Annotated in this window: 18 protein-coding genes; 13 read left to right on the plus strand and 5 right to left on the minus strand. The window is 58.6% G+C overall.

What is annotated here, in order from left to right:
* The first annotated feature begins 12 nt into the window (after nucleotides 1-12).
* The 5 genes from ACR2R1_RS02825 (at nucleotide 13) to ACR2R1_RS02845 (ending at nucleotide 6,270) form a co-directional block, all read left to right on the plus strand.
* A complete protein-coding gene (locus ACR2R1_RS02825) occupies nucleotides 13-1,275 on the plus strand; it encodes a YeaH/YhbH family protein (protein ID WP_077729585.1) in 1,263 nt (420 codons plus the stop codon).
* Nucleotides 1,272-2,762 (plus strand): SpoVR family protein, encoded by a 1,491-nt coding sequence (locus ACR2R1_RS02830; RefSeq protein WP_077729584.1) that lies wholly within the window; start codon nucleotides 1,272-1,274, stop codon nucleotides 2,760-2,762. The genes ACR2R1_RS02825 and ACR2R1_RS02830 overlap by 4 nt, the downstream gene beginning before the upstream one ends.
* Before the next feature lie 154 nt (nucleotides 2,763-2,916).
* Nucleotides 2,917-4,434 (plus strand): R3H domain-containing nucleic acid-binding protein, encoded by a 1,518-nt coding sequence (locus ACR2R1_RS02835; protein ID WP_347257658.1) that lies wholly within the window; start codon nucleotides 2,917-2,919, stop codon nucleotides 4,432-4,434.
* Nucleotides 4,435-4,455: 21 nt separating this feature from the next.
* Nucleotides 4,456-5,388 (plus strand): diacylglycerol/lipid kinase family protein, encoded by a 933-nt coding sequence (locus ACR2R1_RS02840; protein ID WP_434112581.1) that lies wholly within the window; start codon nucleotides 4,456-4,458, stop codon nucleotides 5,386-5,388.
* Between the two features lie 39 nt (nucleotides 5,389-5,427).
* A complete protein-coding gene (locus tag ACR2R1_RS02845) occupies nucleotides 5,428-6,270 on the plus strand; it encodes a metallophosphoesterase family protein (protein ID WP_434112583.1) in 843 nt (280 codons plus the stop codon).
* 70 nt (nucleotides 6,271-6,340) lie between these two features.
* Here ACR2R1_RS02845 and ACR2R1_RS02850 read toward each other — a convergent pair whose 3' ends face one another.
* Nucleotides 6,341-6,643 carry a BON domain-containing protein gene (locus ACR2R1_RS02850; RefSeq protein WP_077729580.1) on the minus strand — a complete coding sequence of 101 codons (303 nt, stop codon included), beginning with the start codon at nucleotides 6,641-6,643 and terminating at the stop codon, nucleotides 6,341-6,343.
* A gap of 661 nt (nucleotides 6,644-7,304) precedes the next feature.
* Here ACR2R1_RS02850 and ACR2R1_RS02855 point away from each other — a divergent pair.
* A complete protein-coding gene (locus tag ACR2R1_RS02855; RefSeq protein WP_346425837.1) occupies nucleotides 7,305-7,661 on the plus strand; it encodes a DMT family transporter in 357 nt (118 codons plus the stop codon).
* Between the two features lie 323 nt (nucleotides 7,662-7,984).
* On the opposite strand, the gene ACR2R1_RS02860 is transcribed toward ACR2R1_RS02855, so the two are convergent.
* The gene (locus ACR2R1_RS02860) at nucleotides 7,985-9,184 is read right to left on the minus strand and encodes a transglycosylase SLT domain-containing protein (RefSeq protein ID WP_077729645.1); all 1,200 of its coding nucleotides are present in this window, start codon (nucleotides 9,182-9,184) and stop codon (nucleotides 7,985-7,987) included.
* A gap of 124 nt (nucleotides 9,185-9,308) precedes the next feature.
* Nucleotides 9,309-10,352, minus strand: coding sequence for a dihydroorotase (gene pyrC, locus ACR2R1_RS02865; RefSeq protein WP_434112585.1), 1,044 nt, complete (start codon nucleotides 10,350-10,352; stop codon nucleotides 9,309-9,311).
* A gap of 429 nt (nucleotides 10,353-10,781) precedes the next feature.
* Between pyrC and parC the strand changes: the two genes are divergently transcribed.
* Nucleotides 10,782-13,016 (plus strand): DNA topoisomerase IV subunit A, encoded by a 2,235-nt coding sequence (parC, locus tag ACR2R1_RS02870; RefSeq protein ID WP_086134814.1) that lies wholly within the window; start codon nucleotides 10,782-10,784, stop codon nucleotides 13,014-13,016.
* Nucleotides 13,017-13,264: 248 nt separating this feature from the next.
* Here the strand turns inward: parC and lysM are convergent, their stop codons facing one another.
* The gene (gene lysM / locus ACR2R1_RS02875; protein WP_347258052.1) at nucleotides 13,265-13,726 is read right to left on the minus strand and encodes a peptidoglycan-binding protein LysM; all 462 of its coding nucleotides are present in this window, start codon (nucleotides 13,724-13,726) and stop codon (nucleotides 13,265-13,267) included.
* Between the two features lie 101 nt (nucleotides 13,727-13,827).
* On the opposite strand from lysM, the gene ACR2R1_RS02880 reads away from it, so the two are divergent.
* The 6 genes from ACR2R1_RS02880 to ACR2R1_RS02905 all read left to right on the plus strand — a co-directional run bounded on the left by ACR2R1_RS02880 (nucleotide 13,828) and on the right by ACR2R1_RS02905 (nucleotide 21,969).
* Nucleotides 13,828-15,546: an autotransporter assembly complex protein TamA gene (locus tag ACR2R1_RS02880; protein WP_086134813.1), complete on the plus strand. Its 1,719-nt coding sequence runs from the start codon at nucleotides 13,828-13,830 to the stop codon at nucleotides 15,544-15,546.
* On the plus strand, nucleotides 15,543-18,992 hold the full coding sequence (locus ACR2R1_RS02885; RefSeq protein WP_347258053.1) for a translocation/assembly module TamB domain-containing protein: 3,450 nt from the start codon (nucleotides 15,543-15,545) through the stop codon (nucleotides 18,990-18,992). Before ACR2R1_RS02880 ends, ACR2R1_RS02885 begins: the two co-directional genes overlap by 4 nt.
* 204 nt (nucleotides 18,993-19,196) lie before the next feature.
* Entirely contained in the window at nucleotides 19,197-20,357 is a 1,161-nt protein-coding gene (locus tag ACR2R1_RS02890; protein WP_434112588.1) for a WD40 repeat domain-containing protein, read from the plus strand.
* 444 nt (nucleotides 20,358-20,801) lie between these two features.
* Complete coding sequence (locus tag ACR2R1_RS02895; RefSeq protein WP_077729572.1) at nucleotides 20,802-21,014, plus strand: DUF2934 domain-containing protein; 213 nt, start codon at nucleotides 20,802-20,804, stop codon at nucleotides 21,012-21,014.
* Nucleotides 21,015-21,255: 241 nt separating this feature from the next.
* Nucleotides 21,256-21,585: a DUF2288 domain-containing protein gene (locus ACR2R1_RS02900; RefSeq protein ID WP_208110007.1), complete on the plus strand. Its 330-nt coding sequence runs from the start codon at nucleotides 21,256-21,258 to the stop codon at nucleotides 21,583-21,585.
* A gap of 195 nt (nucleotides 21,586-21,780) precedes the next feature.
* Nucleotides 21,781-21,969 carry a hypothetical protein gene (locus ACR2R1_RS02905; RefSeq protein WP_434112590.1) on the plus strand — a complete coding sequence of 63 codons (189 nt, stop codon included), beginning with the start codon at nucleotides 21,781-21,783 and terminating at the stop codon, nucleotides 21,967-21,969.
* 8 nt (nucleotides 21,970-21,977) lie between these two features.
* Here ACR2R1_RS02905 and ACR2R1_RS02910 read toward each other — a convergent pair whose 3' ends face one another.
* Nucleotides 21,978-22,358: a DUF423 domain-containing protein gene (locus tag ACR2R1_RS02910; RefSeq protein ID WP_205780711.1), complete on the minus strand. Its 381-nt coding sequence runs from the start codon at nucleotides 22,356-22,358 to the stop codon at nucleotides 21,978-21,980.
* Between the last annotated feature and the right edge of the window lie 99 nt (nucleotides 22,359-22,457).

Genomic DNA, 22,457 nt, shown 5'->3' on the forward strand with positions numbered 1-22,457 from the left:
GTATTCAAGCCCATGAGTCAATTTATAGACCGCCGCTTAAACCCCAAGAACAAGAGCGCTGTCAATCGGCAGCGCTTTCTCCAACGCTTCCGCGGTCAGATTCGCAAGGCCGTTGCCGATGCCGTCGCGAAGCGGTCGGTAACGGACGTAGACCGTGGCGAAAAGATTCAGATTCCGACCAAGGATATTTCGGAACCGACGTTTCGGCATGGCCAAGGCGGGCGGCGGGAGGTCGTTCAACCCGGCAATAAAGAGTTTATAGCGGGCGACAAGGTACCCCGTCCGGAAGGCGAGGAGGGCGGTTCGGGCAACCGTGCCAGCGATACCGGCGAGGGCATGGACGAATTCGTTTTCGAATTGTCGCGCGAAGAGTTTTTGGAATTCATCTTCGAAGATCTCGAGCTGCCGAACATGGTGAAGCGGCAACTGGCGAGAGAAGCCACTTTCAAGAGTCAGCACGCGGGTTTTACCAGCGACGGATCGCCCTCGAACCTGCACGTCATCCGCTCGATGCGGGAGGCCTTGGCGCGCCGCACGGCCTTGCGCGCGCCATCAGCGGACCGGAAGCGGGAGCTGGAAGTCGAACTCGCGGCTTTGCTAACTGGCGGTGAGCCTGACGAGGAGCGTATCGCCGCATTGAGCGAGGAGATCGCCCTGCTGGAGCGCAGGATTCGGGCAGTGCCGTTCCTCGACACCATCGATCTCCGTTACCGAAACCGCATTCAAGTTCCGAAGCCCAGCACCCAGGCCGTGATGTTTTGCCTCATGGACGTCTCCGGTTCCATGGACGAGGTGAAAAAGAATCTTGCGAAACGTTTTTTCTTGTTGCTTTACTTGTTTCTTACGCGAAATTACGAAAAGACGGACGTGGTCTTCATTCGCCATCATACGGTGGCGCTGGAGGTGGATGAACAGGATTTCTTCTATTCGCGGGAAACCGGCGGGACCGTTGTGTCGAGCGCGCTCGAGCTGATGAAGGACATCATCCGCGACCGCTACCCCTCGGGCGACTGGAACATCTACGGCGCCCAGGCGTCGGACGGCGACAACTGGCCCGAGGACTCGACGAATTGTTCGCGCTTGCTGATCGAAGACATCATGGCGAGCGTGCAGTATTACGCCTATATCGAGATCAACAACCACGAGCCCCACAGCCTGTGGATGGAATACGAAAAAGTGGCGGAATACTGGCCCAACTTTGCCATGCAGCCGATTTATAGCGCGGCGGACATTTATCCGGTCTTTAGAGAACTCTTCAAGAAGCAGCAGGCATGAGCCGCAAACCCCTTTCAGAAGGCTCCGAATGGACTTTCGAACTCCTTCAGAGCTATGACACCGAGATCGCCCGAATCGCGGCGGGTTTCGGCCTGGACACTTATCCCAACCAAATCGAGATCATCACCTCGGAACAGATGATGGACTGCTATTCGAGCACGGGCATGCCGGTGTTCTACCCGCATTGGTCCTTCGGCAAGCAGTTTCTGACCGTCGAGAAAAGCTATCGGCGCGGATACATGGGGCTGGCCTACGAGCTGGTCATCAATTCCAACCCGTGTATCGCCTATCTCATGGAGGAGAACAGCATGACCATGCAGGCGCTGGTCATCGCGCATGCCTGTTATGGCCATAACTCCTTCTTCAAAAACAATTATTTGTTCAAGACCTGGACCAATGCCGACGCCATCATCGATTACCTGGTGTTCGCCCGGAACTACATCGCGGAATGCGAAGAACGTTACGGCGTCTCGGCCGTAGAGGAGCTGCTGGATTCCTGTCATGCCTTGATGAACTACGGCGTGGACCGTTACCGCCGGCCGCCGGCGCTTTCGATAACCGAGGAGAAGCATAGGCAGAAAGAGCGGGAGGAATATCTTCAGTCGCAGATTAACGATTTATGGCTGCGCACCGTTCCAAAGAAGGAAAGATACTTCCAGGAGCAAGCCCATCAGTTTCCGGCCGAACCCGAGGAAAATCTCCTTTATTTCTTCGAGAAGAACGCGCCGCTGCTGGAGTCTTGGCAGCGGGAAATCATTCGAATCGTCCGCAAGATCGCGCAATATCTCTATCCCCAGCGTCAAACCAAGGTAATGAACGAGGGTTGGGCGACCTTCTGGCACTACACCCTTCTGAACAGGCTCTATGACGAAGGCTTGGTGACCGACGGATTCATGCTGGAATTCCTGCAATCGCATACCAACGTCATCAGCCAGCCGCCGTATTACAGCAATCACTTTTCGGGACTCAATCCTTATGCCTTGGGATTCGCCATGATGAGCGACATTCGGCGGATCTGCGAACATCCCGCCGACGAAGATCGGAAATGGTTCCCCGATCTTGTGGATACCGATTGGACCAAGACGCTGGACTTCGCCATGCGCAATTTCAAGGACGAGAGTTTCATCGCCCAATACCTCTCGCCCAAGGTCATTCGGGATTTCAAGCTGTTCAGCGTGCTGGACGACGATTTGAACGACGAACTGGAAATCACCCACATTCACGACGAGGACGGCTATCGAGCCGTTCGCCACGTGCTTTCGGATCAGTACAACCTCGGCAACCTGGAACCCAGCATTCAGGTCTACCGGGTGGACACCCGAGGAGACCGGTCGTTGACCCTGCGGCATTATCAGCATCATCGCCGCCCCTTGGGAGAGAGCACCAACGAGATGCTGCGGCATGTGCGCCGGCTGTGGGGATTCAAGGCGAGACTCGAAACGGTGGACGAGAACGGACGGATCCAGAAATCGTACGAATGCGACTGACCAGGAGGCGTCCGCGGCCGGACGGGCGGGGAAGGTAATGGTCGATAGAGATGTTCTCGAATCATCGACCTGACGGCTCGGCGGAGCTGCGGACACGCGATTGGATGCCGTTACGGCGTCGGACAGGGCTTGAAAGAACACCCCGTGCAAAGATGTGACCGCCAAGACCCATCTCGATGATCTCCACCTGCTCATAAAGCTCCTTCCACCGGAGCTCCAGAAATCCCTAGCGCTGCAAGGCCAGGGGGAATTGCTCGAAATCATCTTGGACTTAGGGCGCCTGCCCCAGGCACGCTATCCCCACGCCGCCCTGAACTTATCGAATCAACCGGTTACCCGCGAAGACCTTGATGCCGTAATCGGCGCCTTGGGTGAATTCGGCGCGGACAACCGCGCCGGCATCGAGGGGACTTTGCACCGCATTTCCGCCATTCGCAACCGGCGGGGCGAGATCATCGGTTTGACCTTGCGCGTGGGGCGCGCGGTATTCGGAACCATCGATCTGATACGTGATCTCGTCGAGAGCGGCAAGAGCCTCGTATTGCTCGGCCGGCCCGGCGTCGGAAAGACGACCAAATTGAGAGAGGTGGCGCGCGTACTGGCCGACGATTTCGGCAAGCGCGTCGTCGTGATCGATACATCCAATGAGATTGCCGGCGACGGCGATGTCCCGCACCCGGCCATCGGCAGCGCCCGGCGAATGATGGTCGCGCATCCGGATCGACAACATGCAGTGATGATCGAGGCGGTGGAAAACCATATGCCCGAAGCGATCATCGTCGACGAAATCGGCACAGCCACGGAGGCAATGGCCGCGCGCACCATCGCCGAGCGTGGCGTTCAGCTGATCGGCACGGCTCACGGCAACACGCTGGAGAATTTAGTTCTGAATCCCACGCTGTGCGATCTGGTCGGCGGCGTGCAAACGGTGACTCTCAGCGACGAAGAGGCCCGGCTTCGGGGCACGCAAAAAACCGTAAGCGAGCGGAAGGCTCCGCCCACCTTCGATATCGTCGTAGAGATTACCGCCAGGGACGAGGTGGTCGTGCACCTGGACACCGCGCAGGCGGTCGATGCCATCCTGAGCGGCACACAGCCCAAAGGCATACGCCGCCAAGGCCCGGTCGCCGTTCAGTCGCCGGTGACGGCGAGCGAACCCGAGTCGGCCGTGGAAATCGCGAGAGAGGTCTTATTCGTCCGCTCCGACCGGCAGCGTCCGGTTCGCATCTATGCTTATGCGCTCAGCCGGGACTCGGTGGAACGCGTGATCCGCGACCTCCACTTGGAGGCCCGCACGGTGAGATATCCGGACCAGGCCGATCTTGTCGTGACGCTGCGCGCGCGGGAAGACGATGCAAGCCTGAAACGCATCGTTCAAGGCGGTCAATTGCCGGTGCATGCCGTCAAGAAGAACACGACCGCTCAGATTCGGCAGCTCCTGCGCAGTCTGTTTCACATCGTTCCCGGCGACAAACAGGACGAGGTCGGGGAAATGGTGCGCGAGACCGAGCGTGCCGTGCAGCAGGTCAAGGCCGAAGGCGTCATGGCGGAACTCTCGCCGCGTTCGGCCGCCTTGCGCCAGATGCAACATCGCATCGTTACCCGCCACGGCTTGGTCGCCGAAAGCATTGGCTGTGAACCACACCGGCATTTAGTGATCTATCCCATGTAATTCCCCCGGTAAAATCAGCTTATGGCCGCCCGTTTGGCGATTATCGTTAGCACTTCTGCGGGTAGTGACGAAAAAAAGGGACTGGAAAGGCGGCTCGAAGAGTTCTTCGTCTCACGCAACCGGGATGCCCGGATATGGGTTGCGAACAGCGGCGATGAAGTTCCGGACCTCGCGCGGCGAGCCCTGGCCGAGAACGCCGATCTGATAGCGGCAGGCGGCGGAGACGGCACCATCAATGCGGTTGCCTCGGTGCTCGCCGAAACCGGCAAGATACTGGGCGTACTGCCGCTCGGCACGCTCAACCACTTCGCCAAGGATCTCGGGATTCCCCTGGATTTGGAGCAAGCCGCGCAAATTCTTGTCGACGGCATGCCCGCCCGGATCGATGTCGGAGAGGTCAACGGCAGGATTTTCGTCAACAATTCCGGCCTGGGGCTGTATCCCAGCATCGTACACGGTCGGGAGACCCTGCAGGACCGCCTGGAATACGGCAAATGGCCGGCGTTTCTCTGGGCATCTCTGTCCGTCTTGCGCCGGTATGCCATTCTGGAAGCCCGATTGCGTGTCGACGACCGGGAACTCGTGCGGCACACGCCTTTCATTTTCGTCGGGAACAATCGGTACCAGGTCGAAGGATTCAATATCGGAGCGCGAACCACCCTCGATTCGGGCTGGCTGTGGCTGTATACCACTCGAGAAATCGGCCGGCTCGGCCTTTTGCGATTCGGGCTCCGCGCGCTCTTGCGGAGTTTGCGTAAAGACAAGGACTTCGACATGATGCGGACCAAGGAGATCGTTATCGAGGCTAGGCACAGCAGCCGCCTTCGGGTCGCGACCGACGGCGAGGTGATCGTCATGCAGACTCCGCTGTATTATCGAATTCGGCCGGGCGCTCTACGGGTGATGGTGCCGAACACGAAGGTCGAGTCTCGCGGAAGCGCCATTGCGAGCTAGGTCCGGCTGCCGATCGGTCGGCGAGGCGTAACGCGGCGCATGCGAACCATCGTCCATCTTTCGGATCTGCACTTCGGCCGCGTCGACCGCTCCTTGGTCGATCCGCTGATCCAATCGGTTCGGGAGATAGGGCCCGATCTGGTCGCGATCTCGGGCGATCTGACCCAACGCGCACGAACCGCTCAATTTCTCGAAGCCCGGCGCTTTCTCGATGCGCTGCCGAAGCCGCAAATCGTGGTGCCCGGCAATCATGACGTACCCCTCTATAATCCGCTGGCCCGTTTTTTCCGGCCGCTAGTCAAATACCGGCGCTATATCGGTGAAAACATCGAGCCCTTCTATGCCGATGAGCAGATCGCCGCGGTCGGCGTCAATACGGCGCGCTCGCTGACCATCAAGAACGGGCGGGTCAATCGAAGGCAGCTGGACCGCATTCGGGAACGCTTGTGTGATTACCCCGATGCGGTCATCAAGATCGTGGTGACCCATCACCCTTTCGACCTGCCCGAGGGCTTCCGTGAGGGCGATCTTGTCGGCCGGGCGCGGATGGCCATGGAAGCGCTGGCGAGCTGCGGAGTCGATATGTTCTTAGCCGGGCATCTCCATGTCAGCCATTCGGGGCACACGGGAGAACGGTATCGCATCGCCGGTTACAAGGCGCTCGTGATCAGCGCCGGAACCGCGCTTTCGGTCCGCACGCGAAAGGAAAAAAACGCGTTTAACGTGCTCCGGATCGAGCATCCGAAGGTTGTCCTGGAGCGTTGCACATGGGAATCCGAAAATGCGCGTTTCGTTCCCTCTGCCGCGGAGTATTTCGAGCGCCGCGCGGATGGTTGGATGCGTATGAAGGATGATGCCGCCGGGCCGTGCCGGCGCTCCTGACACTGGATCGAGTTTGAGACGATGTTGCGTCGGCCGTTGAATGTGAGTCGGCCACGGCTTACGGTAGCGGTTATTGCATCACGCGGATATCGTTCTTGACGGATCGAACGCCGGCGACGTCTCTCGCGATCGCTTCGGCGCGCTGCTTTTCCGAGGCCGTGTTGACGAAGCCGCTGAGTTGCACGGTACCTTTGAACGTTTCGACCTGGATGTCCAGCCCTTTGACCACTTCGTCGCGCAGCAGAGCCGATTTGACCTTGGTGGTAACGGCCGTGTCATCGAGATATTCGCCGGTGCTCTCGCGGGTCTTCGAACCGGCGCACCCGACGACCATTGCGGCTGCGGCCAGGGCGAGAAACTGTCTTCTTTTCATCACGCTGTTCACTCCTTCGATGAACGGCCAAGGATTTCAGGCAGCTATGTCAGAAAGGGATTTCCGACCTTGGATGGGCCGGACGCAACATCGAAAACGAGGATACGTTTTTGACGGAACGGCAGGGCGCCTGGCGACTTTGCCGGCCGTGAAGCTGGATGAGCAAGTGTGTGAACGACGGGAGAAAGAAAAATGGAACTTCCGTGTTCCCAAAAATACATCCCAGCCAAATTCGGATCAGTCCAGTTACATGCGGAGCATTCCATTTCCGTGTCGAGCATCCTGGCCCGAGGATAGGGAGCGTCCAGAATCCGTTGAAACACTCCAACTCCCTTCGCAACATCCTGGTTGCGTTTGGGAACGTCCTGTTCTTGGCGACATCCTTAAGTCCATTCGCCGTAATCCCGTCCTGCGGGAGCATCCATGTTCCGGACCCGAGATCAGCTCAGGTGGATGTATTTAAGCTCACCACCCCCAAATTAAACATACGTACATTTCCGTACCTTTTGAAAGGACTTGGGAGCAGTTAACCGAATCAGCGGAACGGAAGATCAGCTGGCTCGAAGATCGGGAATCAACGTATGCGAGTCTTGTGGAAAATCAAATCTCGCAAACCGACTCGGCAGAAAGATCGGGTAATATCGTCTGTCTAAACTAGGCTATGGCTTCGCTGCGTAGCGACATTCTTTTAAGCATGGGTTGGACATATTTACTTGTTGCGGGGATATTCGAGATCGTCTGGGCGGTGGGATTGAAATTCACCGAGGGCTTTACGCGTTGGTGGCCGAGTTTAGGCGTAGGCGCCGCCATGATAATCAGTCTGGTGTTCTTGTCCCTGGCGCTGAGGACGATACCGTTAGGCACCGGTTACGCCGTTTGGACTGGAATAGGCGCCGCCGGGACCGCGATTATCGGCATCATACTGTTCAACGAATCCACGGACCTGGTCCGGATCGTCTGCATTCTGCTAATCGTCTTGGGCGTCGTAGGCTTGAAGCTGCTCTACACGGAAAACTGATGCCCGGCTTTGCTTCCGGGAGCGGACGATCGATTCGAGCATTTTCATGCCTACTGTACGGGCACTCGCGCGTAGGTCGGGAATCCCTCCCAATCGCAAACGGTCGCTTTAGTCGCGACCCTTCCAATCGCAAACGGCGTCTTCGGGAGCGCCGAAGCCGCCCTTCCCGACGGTGCCGTTGGGGTAACGGGTTCGTCGGCAAAGGATTGCCGACCTACGAATGCTTGAATCAATTTACCGTCGCCGAAGGCGCCAATGACGCCCGCCGAGCCGGTTTTGCCGTACGGGCGAGATGAAAACGCTCTAGCCGGTTTCGCCACTTTTTAGGCTGCTTTGTCCTTGCCGATGCTTATTTTCGGCGAGAATCCCTGATTCAAGCCGGGTATGCCGACGCTCTGGATGTGCATGGCGTTGCTGCCTTCCTCATAACGCGGGAGCCGCCCTTCGGTGTGCCACAACCGATAAGCCAGGGCGGCCGTCAAAACCCGGATCGGATAATCGCGCGGAAGGTTTTGCAGATAGGGCTGGATCGTCACGAAGTCGCGCGCGCCGTACTGCGTCATGATCGAGCGCAAACCGCCGTTGGCCGGCCCGATATTGTAGGCGAGAAGACCGAGGAACAAATCGCCGCGCATCTCCGCCAGATAAAGACGCAGGGTCGCCGCGGCTACGAAGGTATTGTGGCGCTGGTTGAGCATGTCCAGATGGTCGACATCCAGATGTTTCTTGACGACGCTGACCGCCGACTTCGGGGCAGCGGTGATCTGGAAGAGTCCGCGGCCTCCGTCTTTGCTGTCCCGCGGATAGAATGACGATTCCGTAGCGCCGATGCCGACCATGACTTCGGGGTCGACATCGAAGGCCTTGGCAGCTTCGTGGATCGTCGGCAGATAGATTTGGGCTCGCTCGATGATGCGCTGCATTTGAGTCAGATCGGAACGCCGATAGGCGGCAAACACCTGATGCGCAATCGTGTTCCGCTCGGCCTCCTGCATGCCGCCGACCAGGCTGCGAAGCTTGCCGAGATCGCGGCCGAATTCTTCCTGGGCGGCGAACCAGCCGGCTGCGACGGCGACGAAAACCGCCAGGATCGCAGGCAGAATCATGCCTTTGAGCACCAGCTTGGCGCGCATGCCCAGCCAGAGGCGCAACAGCACCGCATTTGCGATCCCTACGGCGAGTACCATTGCGGCGAACGGAAGCAGATTGGACCATAATCCGGTTCCGGCAAACCAATCCACCGAGCGTCCGAATACCGCGATGATTCCGATGAGGGCGGACGCAGCCAATGCCAGGATTTCGGTGCCGATAACGGCGACCCATCGCCACGGGTTCAGTTTTGCCGCGGGCTCGGCGCCTTTCTTGGCCTGTGTCCGTTTCTTTTTCGGCTTGGCCGCGTTATTGGATCGCCGCTTTTTGGGAGGGGATGAGGCAGGAGGGACCAAGTCCAGCTCGCCTTGTACGGGCTTGAGTGGCTTGCTCGGCGCCGCCAGGAATGAATCGGAGGACGAAGCAGGAGGCATCGAAGATTTCTCTTTGGAGATCGACTTGGGACCGGACACGAATCACCTGTTAGTGGAAGTTCCGAATTCCGTCCATGGACTGCCTCGATTCCAGCAATGGAGTGTCTGACGCGTGATTTATCGTTTATCGTAGCCGCTCGACAACACGCCAGCCTATCGTCTCGCCCGCCCTGAGCGGCACCAGGGTATCGTCACCGAATGGGATGGCCTCGGGCATCTTCCACTCGGATTTCTCGATCGCGATTTTTGCCTGATTGCGCGGCAGACGGTAAAAATCCGGGCCGTTGAAGCTCGCAAACGCTTCGAGCTTGTCCAGGGCACCGGCGGATTCGAAAACCGTCGCATAGAGCTCGAGCGCCCCGCGGGCGGTATAACACCCGGCACAGCCGCAGACCGATTCCTTTTGACTGCGTGGATGAGGCGCGCTGTCGGTTCCCAGGAAAAAATTTGGGTTGCCGCTGGTTGCCGCCTCGACCAAGGCCAGGCGATGAGTTTCGCGTTTCAATACCGGCAGGCAGTAAAAATGGGGACGAACGCCTCCGGCCAGCAGGGCGTTGCGATTATAAAGCAGATGATGGGCGGTAATGGTAGCCGCGATGTTCGGCCCGCCATCCTGCACGAATTGGACGCCGTCCCGTGTGGTGACGTGCTCCAGAACGATGCGGAGCGCCGGAAATCGGCTTGCGATGGCGGTCAGATGCCTGTCGATGAACGCTTTTTCGCGGTCGAAGATATCGACCTCGGCATCCGTCACTTCGCCATGCACCAGCAAGGGCACATCGTATCGCTCCATGGCTTCGAACACCGGATAGATCTTTTCGAGGGTGGCGACCCCGGCTTCCGAATGCGTCGTTGCGCCGGCGGGATAAAGTTTCAGCGCCACGATCTCGGGTTCCTCGGCAACCCGCCGAATTTCCTCGGGCGAGGTTCCCTCGGTGAGATAGAGCGTCATCAGCGGATCGAATTCGAGCCCGCCGGGCAAGGCGTCCAGAATGCGGCGGCGGTAGGCGAGGGCGTCCGCCACGGTGGTGACCGGCGGCTTCAGATTGGGCATGATGACGGCTCGGCTGAATTGCCGTGCGCTGTCCGGCAGCACGTCGCGCATGGCGGCGCCGTCGCGGAGGTGCAAATGCCAGTCGTCAGGGCAGGTGATGGTCAGTCGTTGCATGGATGGCAGTGGATGTTTAAAGACGCAATCTTACAAGATTCGGCGCTGCCGTGGTTTGACGGGCAGCACAAACCCACGATGTGCCGGTTCCCGAGCTCCGGTTTGGGAACCGGGTTTTGCAAGCTCCTGCTTGCCGTATTTCGCGAAGCCGGAGCTTCCAAGGCAGCGTTCCCAATCCGGAGATTGGGAACGAGCGTAACCGTGATAAGGCAGGCGGCTGCGAAAGGACTTAAAATGATCAGTTAAGGAAGCTCTGATTAAGTCCTTCGACAGGCTCAGGACGAACGGTAAGGTATTGATTCCGCTCGTGGTGAGCTTGTCGAACCATAATCGAAATCCACTTACTCAGAGCTTCCTTAACACATCGGCGGAGATGCAACCGCCCAGGCTCTTCTGTTTATCAATCGCTCACTCTCTACCGAAAAAACCGTGAATTCCGTTTCCCACGAACGCATACCATTGAAAGATTTCACCGAGAAGGCGTACCTGGATTATTCCATGTACGTCATTCTCGACCGTGCCTTGCCCAATATCGCCGACGGACTCAAGCCGGTGCAAAGACGCATCGTCTACGCCATGTCCGAGCTGGGTTTATCGGCCCAGGCCAAATATAAAAAATCCGCCCGCACGGTCGGCGACGTATTGGGTAAATACCATCCCCACGGGGATTCGGCCTGTTACGAGGCCATGGTGTTGATGGCCCAGCCGTTTTCCTACCGCTATCCCTTGATCGACGGACAGGGGAACTGGGGCTCGCCGGACGATCCCAAATCCTTCGCAGCCATGCGCTATACCGAGGCGCGCCTGACGCCGTACGCGCAGACCCTGTTGTCGGAGCTGGAGCAGGGTACGGTCGACTGGTTGCCGAACTTCGACGGCACCCTCGACGAACCGGCCCTGCTGCCGGCGCGCTTGCCGAACGTGCTGCTGAATGGCTCGACCGGCATCGCGGTAGGCATGGCGACGGATATTCCGCCGCATAACCTGCGCGAGGTGGTCGGAGCCTGCATTCGTTTGTTGGACGACCCCCGGCTCAGCGTCGAAGAGCTATGCGACTCGATCAAGGGTCCGGATTTCACGACTGAAGCCGAGATCATCACCCCGCGCCAAGATATCGTCCGCATGTACCAGACCGGGAACGGTTCGATCCGCTTGCGGGCGCGGTGGGAGCTGGAAGAAGGGAATATCGTCGTCACCGCTTTGCCTCACCAGGTGTCCGGCAACGCGATCATGGAACAGATCGCCGCCCAGATGCAGGCGAAGAAACTCCCCATGGTGGAGGATCTCCGCGACGAATCCGATCACGAGAACCCGACCCGGCTGGTCATCATGCCGCGCGGGCGGCGCATCGACGCGGATCAACTGATGTCGCATCTGTTCGCGACCACCGATCTGGAGAAGACCTACCGGGTCAATCTCAACATGATCGGGCTGAACGGCAAGCCGCAGGTCAAGAATCTTCAGGAAATCCTGCTGGAATGGCTGAGCTACCGCACCGAGACCGTGCGCCGGCGGCTTCAGTACCGGCTGGACAAGGTCATCGCGCGTTTGCACATCCTCGAAGGCTTGCTGATCGCCTACCTCAATATCGACGAGGTGATCGCGATCATCCGGAACGAAGACGAACCTAAGCCCGTGCTGATGGAGCGTTTCGGGCTGAGCGACGTGCAGGCCGAGGCCATTCTGGAACTGAAGCTGCGTCATCTGGCCAAGCTCGAGGAAATCAAGATTCGCGGCGAACAGGACGAGCTGGAAAAGGAACGGGCCAGCCTCGAAGCCACGCTGGGTTCACAGAAGAAGCTAAACGCTCTGATCAAGAACGAGCTGAAACAGGACGCCGAAAAATACGGCGATGCGCGCCGTTCCCCCATCGTCGCTCGCCAGGCGTCCCAAGCCCTGGACATTACCGTGGTGATCGGCAGCGAGCCGGTCACGCTCATTCTTTCCGAAAAAGGCTGGATTCGCGCCGCCAAAGGGCATGATATCGATCCGACCACGCTCGCTTTCCGGTCCGGCGACAGCTTTCTCTCTGCCGCGCTCGGGCGCAGCAACCAGCCGGCCTATTTCCTCGATTCAACGGGCCGAAGTTACGCCGTGCCGGCCCATGAGTTCCCATCCGCCCGCTCCCAGGGAGAACCCCTGACCGGACGGCTCAACCCGCCGCCGGGTGCGCTGTTCAAGGCAGTGCTGGCAGGTGCGGACGACGACTGGTATCTGTTCGCGACCGACAGCGGCTATGGTTTCATTACCCAGCTCAAGGAGCTCCACACCAAGAACCGGGCGGGCAAAGCCCTGCTGACGGTACCGGAACATGCGAAGGTCCTGACGCCGGTACTGGTCGGTCAACCCGAGTCCGATCTGGTGGCGATCGCCACCGCGCAAGGCCGGTTTCTGGTATTCCCCATCAGCGAGATCCCGGTCCTCAACAAGGGCAAAGGCAATAAGCTGATCCAGATTCAACCGGCGGATCTGGCCGCGCGGCAGGATTACGTAGTAGCCATGACTGCCGTGCCCCCCGACGCCGGTCTGAAGGTTCACTGCGGCAAGCGTAGCCTGAGCGTGACGGCCAAGGATCTGGCCCATTACCAAGGATCGCGCGCGCGGCGCGGAAATCCGCTGCCGAAAGGCTTTCAGCGGGTGGAGCAACTGACGCTCCTAGTCTGAGGGACGTGGCCGGAAACAAGGTTCCGATTGGCGCTCCTGGTGTAGGGTGGGTTAGGCGCGCATGACCACGAACGATGCCGTGATCGCAGGACTCTCTGCGCGCCGTAACCCACCGACACCGCGGCCTTGTCCGGTGGGTTACGGCACGCGGAAACTCCGCTGGAACTTTGTGGATTCCGTGCGATGCGTGCCTAACCCACCCCACAATCGGTTTCGAGGAGAACGAGGCGTTATCGGTCGCCAGCTCTCTAATGCACGGTCGGAATCCGTATCTTCTGCCCCGGAAAGATCAGGTCGGGGTTCTTGATGACCTCGCGGTTCGCTTCGAAAATCTTCGAATACTTGTTGGGATCCTTGTAGAACTGCTGCGCGATTTTGGAAAGGGTGTCGCCGGACTGGATGACGTAGTACTGCGTGTCGCCGTAGGTCTCCGCCGCCTGGGGGCTAGCTACGCCTGCCGGCAGCTTGACGCCTTCCACCTTCACCGCTTCGACGCCCTTGATGTTGCCGGCCATCAGTGCGGCTTTCTGCAAAGCCTCCGCCGAGTCCGCCTCGCCGGAGAGATAGGCGACGGAATCACGGTAATCCACCTTCAGGTTCTTGATGCCGGGATTGTTTTCGTTGATGTGCTCTTCTATTTTTCGGGCGGCCTGGCCTTCCTCGCTGAAGAGCCGATGTCCGATGTCCTTTGCAAAATCGAAAAGTCCCATGATTGTTACTCCTTTGCTTTTCCGTGTTTGTAGCCTCTGCGATCATTAGACCATCTGTGCTGCGAGTTTATTCGGCGCAAACGGGATTACGGGGAACAGGGGTGCGGTGGATCTTATTGCTCAGTTGCTTGCTATGTTTCGCATCCGCATGGAGCGCCGAACAGGTTGCGATCAGAATCGAGGGGCTCGACGAGAGGCTGGAAAGAAACGTCCGTGCGCTGCTGACCATCGCCCAGGCGGAAAGCATGAGCGACCCGCACAGGATTCGCATCGCTCACGAGCGCGCGCCGGACGAGATCCGAAGAGCGCTGGAACCGTTCGGGTACTACCGCCCGAAAATCGACGCGGCGTTGACGCGCGAAGGGCCGGGCTGGCTGGCGGTCTACCGAATCGATCCGGGAGATCCGATCAAGCTGAGCGAAGTGGATGTCCGCTTGACGGGCGAAGGTCTCGAACTGCGGGAATTCAAAACCTTGATTGCACGCTTTCCGCTGAAGGAGGGTGATGTTCTCGACCATACCCGTTACGAAAAGGGAAAGGAGGCGTTCTCGGAAGCCGCGACCGAGTTCGGGTTTTTCGACGCCAGCTTCAGCCGTGCTGAAATTTTGGTGCATCTTTCGGATTACCGATCCGAGATCCATCTGCATTTCGATACCGGCAAACGTTACCGCTTCGGCGAAGTCTCATTCTCGGAAACGCCGCTCAAGCCGTCGCTGCTCGAACGTTTCGTGAATTTCCACGCGGGCGAACCTTTTCGTTCTTCGACCCTGACCAGGCTTCAGAAAAACCTGCTCGACAGCAGTTATTTCAGCAAGGCCGACGTCATCCCGCACCCCGAGCAGGCGGATGCTCGACAGGTCCCGGTTTCGGTTTCATTGGCAATGCAGCCGAAAAACCGGTTTCAGGCCGGTGCCGGATACGGCACGGACACCGGCCCGCGCTTAACCCTGGGCTATCGCAATCGTTACCTGAATCGCCATGGACATAGCTTCTACGCCGACCTGCGGCTGTCGCTCATCCGTACCGAACTCGACGCGCTATACGCCATTCCCTTGAAGCGTCCGGAAAAGGATCAGCTCGGCTTTGCCGCGCAAATCGGCACCGAGGATACCCTGGCCGGTACAGCCGAAGTCGCACGCATCGGCATCAGGCATTCGACCGCCCGTTGGGGTTTGCGGGAAGTATTGTCGCTGGATCTGCAGCGCGAGCGTTTCGATGTGGGCGAGGGTCCGCAGACCGCGGTTTTGTTGCTTCCGAGCCTGGGTTATACCTGGTTGAGCTCGGAAAACGTGCTGAATCCCGAGCGCGGGGCGCGTATCGACCTGATCGGGAACGGAGCTTCGAAAGACCTGCTATCCGATGTTTCGTTTTTCAAGCTGCGGCTCAACGCCAAGGGGATCTACAGCCTGGGGGAGCGCAACCGGCTGATCGCGCGCGCCCAGCTCGGCTATATCGCGACCGACGAATTCAGCGAGCTGCCGCTTACGCAACGCTTTTATGCCGGCGGCGACAGGTCCGTGCGCGGTTATCGTCTGAACGAGATCAGCGCGAGGAATGCGGACGGGGACCGCATAGGCGGGCGCTACCTGACCGTCGGCAGCATCGAATACGAGCGGACGCTGTTCGGCCCTTGGGGCGTGGCCGTCTTTTACGATGTCGGACGTGCCGCCAATCATTTCGACGAACCGTTCAGTCATGGTGTCGGCCTGGGAGCCCGCTGGCGTTCGCCCATAGGTCCGGTTCGGCTCGATTTCGCCGTGCCCCTGTCGAGGGCGGAGGACTCGTTTCAGGTGCATCTGATTCTGGGTCCCGATTTATGAAGCGCCTGACGGCAGCCGTACTGGTCGTATTTCTTGTTCTCGCCGCCGTCGGCTACGTGCTGCTCGCGACCGAGATCGGCCTAACATGGCTGGTTCGCGGCGTGGAGCGTGGGGTCGGCGGTTTGAAAATCGGCCCTGCCTCAGGCTCGGTGCTGGGCGGATTTTCGCTTAAGGATCTGAGTTACCGGGATGAGCGATTGAGCATAGACCTCCGGGAACTCGAGATCGCATGGCGGCCGAGGGCCTTGCTGCGCCGAACCTTGCATCTCGACACGGTTCGCTTGAGGGATGTCCGCGTCTTGCAGATCGCCGAAGCCGCGCCGGAGCCGAAAGCCCCTCGGTTGCCCGATTTACGTCTGCCGTTGGATATAGCGATCGACGAGATCGAGATTCGCGATGCAAGCTGGCAGTCGTCCGAATCGGCGGAGCCGATCCGTCTGGAACGGATCGATGCGGGTCTGAAACTTCGCGAAGGCCGCATGACGGTCGAACGGCTCAGCGTAAAAACGCCCGAGGTCAGCGCATCGCTCGGCGGAACCATCGCTCCCGGCGAAGAACGACCTATCGACCTCGATACCGCATGGACCGTCGAGCTGCCGGACCGGCCGAAAATTGCCGGGGGCGGAAGGATTACAGGAGACCTGGAGCGGATTTCGACGGTCCAGCGGATTACGGCTCCGACGGCAATGCGCGTGACGGCGGAGGTCCTGATCCGAGAAAATTCCCGCGCTTGGAATGCCGAGGTCGATCTTCCCGAATTTCCGTTGGACCGGCTCGATCGGGACTGGAAGGCGTGGCCGTTCTCCGCACAGTTGAAAGGCGAGGGCACCAGCCGCACAGCCAAGGTTTCCGGAGATTTCGCGTTGACCGTGCCGGACGTGGGCCAAGCGCGAGGGCGCTTGGACCTGAGCTACCGGGACCCCGGCGAACTTGCGCTCGAAGCGCTCATCCTGAGGCTCCCCGAGACCGGAACGGAGATCGCTATCTCGGGGCAGGTTCGCGGTCTTCAGGAAACACCGGAAATCGATCTGGAGGCCCGATGGAAGAACCTGCTCTGGCCGCCGCAAGCGGATGGCGCATGGCGGAGTCCCGAAGGAAGGTTGACCGTTGCCGGAACCCGCTCGGATGTCCGGGTCGAACTTGACGGGCTGATAAGGGATCAGCGGGTTCAGGCGAAAGGAAACATCGGATTTCCGGAAGACGCCGTCGTGTTCCGGGATTTTCGCGTGAACAGCGTGTCCACGGCCCTGGTGGTGGACGGCGCTTGGGGGCCGCAGTTGAATCTCCGCTGGACACTGAGGTCCGACGATTTGGGAATCTGGCTGCCGGGCGCCAAAGGCCGGATGACGAGCAGCGGAAAGCTGGAAGGAGCCCGATCGGCGCCTGCCGTCGAAGCGGAGCTCAATGCCGCCGGCTTGAAATACCAGGAGTACGGCGTACGGGATTTGAGCCTGACGCTCAATGCGGGCGCCGCGCCCAACGCGCCGTTGACCTTCGATCTACAAGGGAATTCGGTCCGCTTCGACACCTATACCATGGATATCGGACTTTCCGGACGCGGCAGCCGGGAAAGACATGAATTGACCGGACGGATCGACAGCCCGCCCTATGCGCTAGCCTTCGAAGCGGAAGGCGGGTTGCGCGAAGATGCCTGGAGCGGCGTACTGAGCAGGTTCGATCTCAAGGAACCTCGATCGGGTTCCTGGACCCTGCGCGAGCCCGCAAGCTTGAAGCTCGGGCGAACCCGAAGCGAGATCGAGGAAATCTGTTTGACCAACCGGGACGCACGCTGGTGTTTCGAAGGAGAGATCGCCGAAGGCGGCGAATGGTGGGCCGCCGCCCGCGTGTCGGGTGTTCCCTTAAAGCTATTCGGGGCTGAATTGCCGGAGCCGATGCCTATCTCGGGCATGCTGGAAGGCAGCGCCGTACTTCGCGGCAAAGACGATCTGATAGATCAAGGCATTCTGGATCTCGATGCGGAAGGCTTAGCGTTCGATCTTACCGTCAACGAGTCGAAGAAGGTTCGGATAAGACCGGAAACGGCATCGATATACGCGGATCTTTCCGGCCAAATATTGACGATGCAAGTCGGAATACGTCAGGCGGGACTCCTGGACATCCAAGGGGCGCTGGAGAGCCGGGGAACCTTCCGATTGGCCGAGCTTCAGGATCTGCCGGTGTCGGGACGTCTGACCGTCGATTTGGAAACCTTGGCGGTGTTCGAACCCTGGCTGGCGCAAATCGAAGGCTTGAGCGGCTCGTTCCGGGCGGATTTAGGGATCGAAGGCACAGCGAGAGCGCCTTTGTTGGATCTCGAGGCCAGCGTGCCGGATGCCGGTTTTCGCGTACCTCAATTGGGCATCGGTATCGAACATCTGACGCTGCGGGCGAACTCGGTAGAGCAACGACAAATCCGGCTCGAAGGGAGCGCGATGTCGGGTGGCGGAACCGTACGGATGAGCGGCCTCTGGCGGCTTGACGGTACGGCGGGCTGGCCCTTGAACTTGAATCTGGACGGAACCCGGTTTCTCGGCGTCGACACGCCGGAAGCCAAGGTCTACTTGTCGCCGGATATCAACATCATGACCGAACGGCAGCGGATCGATATGCGGGGACGGGTAGATGTTCCGGAAGCGTTTATCAACGTTCCCAAGAAGGAACAGGCCGTGACCCCGTCCGAGGACGTCGTGCTGGTCAACGGCGAACCGGGCGAGGAGGAAACAGAGTTTCGACTGCATAGCGACGTTCAAGTCGTCCTCGGCGACAAGATTCAAGTAAAGGCCGCCGGCTTCCAAGGCGAAATCGGCGGCAGGGTAAGAATCGTTCAGGAGCCGAACGAAGAGGCGCGCGGAACCGGGCAGATCGTGGTTCAGGACGGTACCTATTCCTTCTATGGGGTTGACTTGACCATAGACGACGGGCGTTTGATTTTCACGGACACGCCGGTGGACAACCCCGGATTGGACGTTACCGTCACCCGCAGGCTGGACCAGGTAGTGGCCGGTGTGCGGGTACTCGGCTCGCTCAAGAACCCCAACGTTTCCTTGTACTCCATACCGCCGTTGCCCGAAGCGGACATTCTCGCCTACCTGATCGCCGGAAAACCCATGGACTTTGCGCCGCGCGAGGAAGGCGACAGGCTGAGAAATGCCGCTTCTTCCCTGGGCGGAGCGGCCGGAAGCCTGCTCGCGAGAGAAATCAGCAGCCGGTTCGGACTGGGGGGACTATTGGACGAGATCGGAGTCGGAACACCGAACGGCACCGAAACCACATCGCTATTCTTGGGGAAATACCTAACGCCGCGGCTTTACCTGCAATACGGTCTCGGCATATTCCAGTCGAGCAACGTGTTCAAGCTGCGCTATAAGCTCAATGAGCATTGGCGGCTTCAATCGGAGACCGGAGAGCAGAGCGGGGCGGACATTCTTTTCGAATGGGAGAGATAACGCTCCGGAGCCATCGACTCGTCGACGAGCGATATCGGATTTCTTGCGTCGCATCGGCCAATGCGTCGAAAGGGGACAAGCTTGCCGTTGGCGCAATCGGTTCGCTAGCATTCCTTTCCATGAACCCCGGTAGCGGTAGGGTTATTTAAAGAATAAGCTTGTCATCGGTATTGCATCGAAACGCTCAGGAATTCTGTTTCAATCATGAACGCGCTGTTGTCGTTTATCCAAAAACTGCTCATCGGATTGTTCGTACTAGGCCTTGCGGTGCTGGTAGTGGTCGCGCTGATTCGTTACCAGGGCGATGAAGGTGAGGATCGAAAATCCTGGAAGCAGGCCAAAACCCAGAATACCATCGAGGGATACTTGGACTATCTGCGGGATTGCCAAGCGTGTCCACACGAGCAGGATGCGGAAAAAGCATTGGATCAGCTTCAGCGCCAGCGGGGATTGGTCGCCCGGCTCGAGCGCACGCACTTGCAGCCACGCGCCGGCATCGCCCTTCCCATTTTTTCGCCTGACGGACGGGACATTCTGGCGGTGGGCGGAACCAGCCTATATTTTTGGGATTCGACCACGGGACGGCGGTTGATCCGGGACAAGAACGGCTTTCAGACCCGCGGCGGTCGCTATTTGGAGGCTTTGGCATATTCTCCGGACGGCCTCCGGATCGCGGCCGGGATGTCCGGGCACGAAGGCGGGTATCTCGTGTTGTGGGATCAAAAAACCGGAGAGCTGCTGGCGGACTACGCCGTGGAGTGGTACGACGTGAAGTCCGTCGCATTTTCGCCGGACGGCAAATCCGTGGGGTGGATCGCCCGTGGACCGGCCGGAATCTGGGAACCGGGCAGCGGAAAATTCTTGCGCGCTACGCATGAGGGATCGGACGCTTTGGCGTTCGTTCGCAGGGACGACGGCAAGCCCCTTTTGGTCACTGCCTCGGGCAGGGAAGTTTGGTTTTGGGATGCGGCGTCCATGGAGATCGCCAAGCAATCCGAGCTCAATACCGACCGATCCCTTCTGGGTTTGAGTCAGGACGGTTTCTTGGTGGCGTTTCGCGAGGGGCCTGTTCTCGAACTCTGGGATACGCGATCAGGCACACTCATCGCCAGCTTGGGAGATCATGACAGCGAGATTGCGGGTTTCTGCCGCGAAAGCCGGAAAGGCTGGATAGCGGTGGGTACGAAAAGCGGCAATCTATACCTTTGGGATATTGCGGAGGCCAAAAAGCTGGGAAGTGTGCTCGCACACGAGGGTTCCATCGAGCAGATCGCATGCTCGAGGCAGGGCAAGGTGGTAACCGTCGGTTGGGATGCCGCCAAGGTGTGGGATCTCGAGAAGCTGCGCCATGCGAGCCAGGAGTAAAGGGTAGTCCGGCTGTCCTCCTGCGAGCGGAAGCCCAGGACCGCGAATCGTAGCAATCTAATCCGGCAGGATACGAACTCTTACGTATTCTCCACACGAAACCACGACGGTTAAATACACCCACTCGAACGACAGCCGTAGGCTGGCAAAACCTCCGAAGGATGACGTCGAGTTCGGAACCGGAACGTTCCAATAAGGACCGCAATACGGCTTAGAAGCAGAGGGATTTTTGCCGAAGGACAGGACGTTCTTGACGGATCCGGGATGTTCCGTAGGAGATTGAGACAATTCTTAATCCAACCGGGATGGTTGCAATGGATTTGAATTGATCCTATGTGACCGGACAATCCGAGTTCGGCTGGGATGCAATTTCGAACAGGGAGGTTCTCGTTTCCCTTCTGTCTTTAAGGAAAAAGAAATTAGAAATTAGGAGGTTCTCTTGCTATGGCTAGGAAAGCGCTGAAAGCCGTGGATGACATGTCGGAAGATTTGATGTCGGATGCTCCGAGCAATCCGGTTCCATTTCCCGATGACGAGATAAACCAAAAGATTGCCGAAGCCGCGTATTATCGTGCTGAAAAGCGGGGCTTTGTTCCTGGTTACGAAGTCGAAGATTGGCTAGAGGCTGAAAAGGAAATCAGAGCGGGTTCCCTTTAAGCAGGTTTTTCGACTCTCTAGATTCGGTTTCCCCAGAAGGCAGAAATATCCCCCACCCAAATATACCGTTTCTGCCTTCTTCTTTTTTTATCCCCACCGCATGTGATGAGGATAAAAACAGGACTCTCTTTTATCCCTCCATTTCTGCGATCATAATCGAGCGATTCGACCGATAGGCGAAGCTTGGCGGCTGCCGGTTCAGTGAATTCGCGAGCGTTTCTCGATTCCAATCCTTTATTTGATGACTTTAAAAACAGCCAAAATGCACGATACCGAACTGCGCCAGAAGCTTGCGGCGGAAACCGGACAAATCGGCTGGCAGGAGCTGGAGCGCCATTTTGCCAGAGGCGTCTTAATCGTTATTGGACCGGAATTGAACTTGGTCGAGGCTGCGGCAAAGATAGCCGAAGACGATAAAAGCGCTTTGCAAGAGTGGATCCAAAGAGGGCAGGTTGTGCGGGCGACCGACGATCACGCCAGGCGATGGGTCGATTCGAAGTGCACCTTTTGGGCCGTGGTCGTTGCGCCGTGGGTGTTGGTGCAAGAGAGTCGACCGCCCAAAGCGCACTAGAGTCCTTGGTCAGACTATCGATCTTATTAATCAGGCCCGTAAATACCCTCCTGGTATTTCGGGCCGCCGCCCAGGCCCGGTACACGCCCGGCCTGGGCTCACGCGGCTTGTCGCCGCGCCGGGGCATCCCTGCCCCGGATTAACCCGGCCTATATTTATAGGCCGGGTTAATAGTAAGCGTCTGGATCCGAGATTATGAGCACCAGAACGAAATGCTTCATCACGCTGATAGGTTTGATGATATTGGATATTTTTCCGATACCGGTCGTCGGGCTGATCGGATTGTACGTCATCATCAACCGCCCGCGATGGTTCCTCGAAACGGTCAACCGATTGTACGACGAGCGAGGCAAAACCACCGTGAGCGCCGACGAGGAGATCTGAAGGGTCGGTTATTCCCGTCCGAGCCGCCAGGCTGAAAGCCCTAGCAGGAACCAGCCGGTGAGAAACGACAAGCCCCCGAAGGGGGTAATCCAGCCCAGCCAGCGAACTCCGGTGATACTCAAGACATAAAGGCTTCCGGAAAAAAGTACGATTCCCGCGAACATGAACCAGCCGGCCTTGACAAGAAGGCGCGTATCGGGGAGTTGTTTGGCCGTTATGCCGATCAAGGCAAGACCCAGCGCATGCCACATCTGATATTCCACGCCGGTGCGGTAAATCGCGAGGTGGTATTCGTCTAGAACCGCTCGTAATCCGTGAGCTCCGAATGCGCCCATGGCGACGCCGAGGAATCCGGCAGCAGCGCCGAGAAGAAGAAAGGTCCTGTGCACAATAACTCCAAGTACGGGTTTTAAAAGCGTTTTCCGGTTCGTCCGCAAGGGATTGCCGACCTACAAGAGCGTTGCGAGTAGGTCGGGAATCCTTTCCCG

Origin of the sequence: Methylocaldum sp. GT1TLB (genome assembly GCF_051027445.1) — a bacterium.
Classification (GTDB): domain Bacteria; phylum Pseudomonadota; class Gammaproteobacteria; order Methylococcales; family Methylococcaceae; genus Methylocaldum.

Bases quoted from the DNA above. Each gene is read 5' to 3' on its own strand.
- ACR2R1_RS02830 (WP_077729584.1), top strand. From the start codon at position 1,272: ATGAGCCGCAAACCCCTTTCAGAAGGCTCCGAATGGACTTTCGAACTC.
- ACR2R1_RS02860 (WP_077729645.1), bottom strand. From the start codon at position 9,184: ATGCCTCCTGCTTCGTCCTCCGATTCATTCCTGGCGGCGCCGAGCAAG.
- ACR2R1_RS02845 (WP_434112583.1), top strand. From the start codon at position 5,428: ATGCGAACCATCGTCCATCTTTCGGATCTGCACTTCGGCCGCGTCGAC.
- ACR2R1_RS02825 (WP_077729585.1), top strand. From the start codon at position 13: ATGAGTCAATTTATAGACCGCCGCTTAAACCCCAAGAACAAGAGCGCT.
- ACR2R1_RS02895 (WP_077729572.1), top strand. From the start codon at position 20,802: ATGGCTAGGAAAGCGCTGAAAGCCGTGGATGACATGTCGGAAGATTTG.
- ACR2R1_RS02885 (WP_347258053.1), top strand. From the start codon at position 15,543: ATGAAGCGCCTGACGGCAGCCGTACTGGTCGTATTTCTTGTTCTCGCC.
- ACR2R1_RS02900 (WP_208110007.1), top strand. From the start codon at position 21,256: ATGACTTTAAAAACAGCCAAAATGCACGATACCGAACTGCGCCAGAAG.
- ACR2R1_RS02890 (WP_434112588.1), top strand. From the start codon at position 19,197: ATGAACGCGCTGTTGTCGTTTATCCAAAAACTGCTCATCGGATTGTTC.
- lysM (WP_347258052.1), bottom strand. From the start codon at position 13,726: ATGGGACTTTTCGATTTTGCAAAGGACATCGGACATCGGCTCTTCAGC.
- pyrC (WP_434112585.1), bottom strand. From the start codon at position 10,352: ATGCAACGACTGACCATCACCTGCCCTGACGACTGGCATTTGCACCTC.
- ACR2R1_RS02850 (WP_077729580.1), bottom strand. From the start codon at position 6,643: ATGAAAAGAAGACAGTTTCTCGCCCTGGCCGCAGCCGCAATGGTCGTC.
- ACR2R1_RS02840 (WP_434112581.1), top strand. From the start codon at position 4,456: ATGGCCGCCCGTTTGGCGATTATCGTTAGCACTTCTGCGGGTAGTGAC.
- ACR2R1_RS02855 (WP_346425837.1), top strand. From the start codon at position 7,305: ATGGCTTCGCTGCGTAGCGACATTCTTTTAAGCATGGGTTGGACATAT.
- ACR2R1_RS02905 (WP_434112590.1), top strand. From the start codon at position 21,781: ATGAGCACCAGAACGAAATGCTTCATCACGCTGATAGGTTTGATGATA.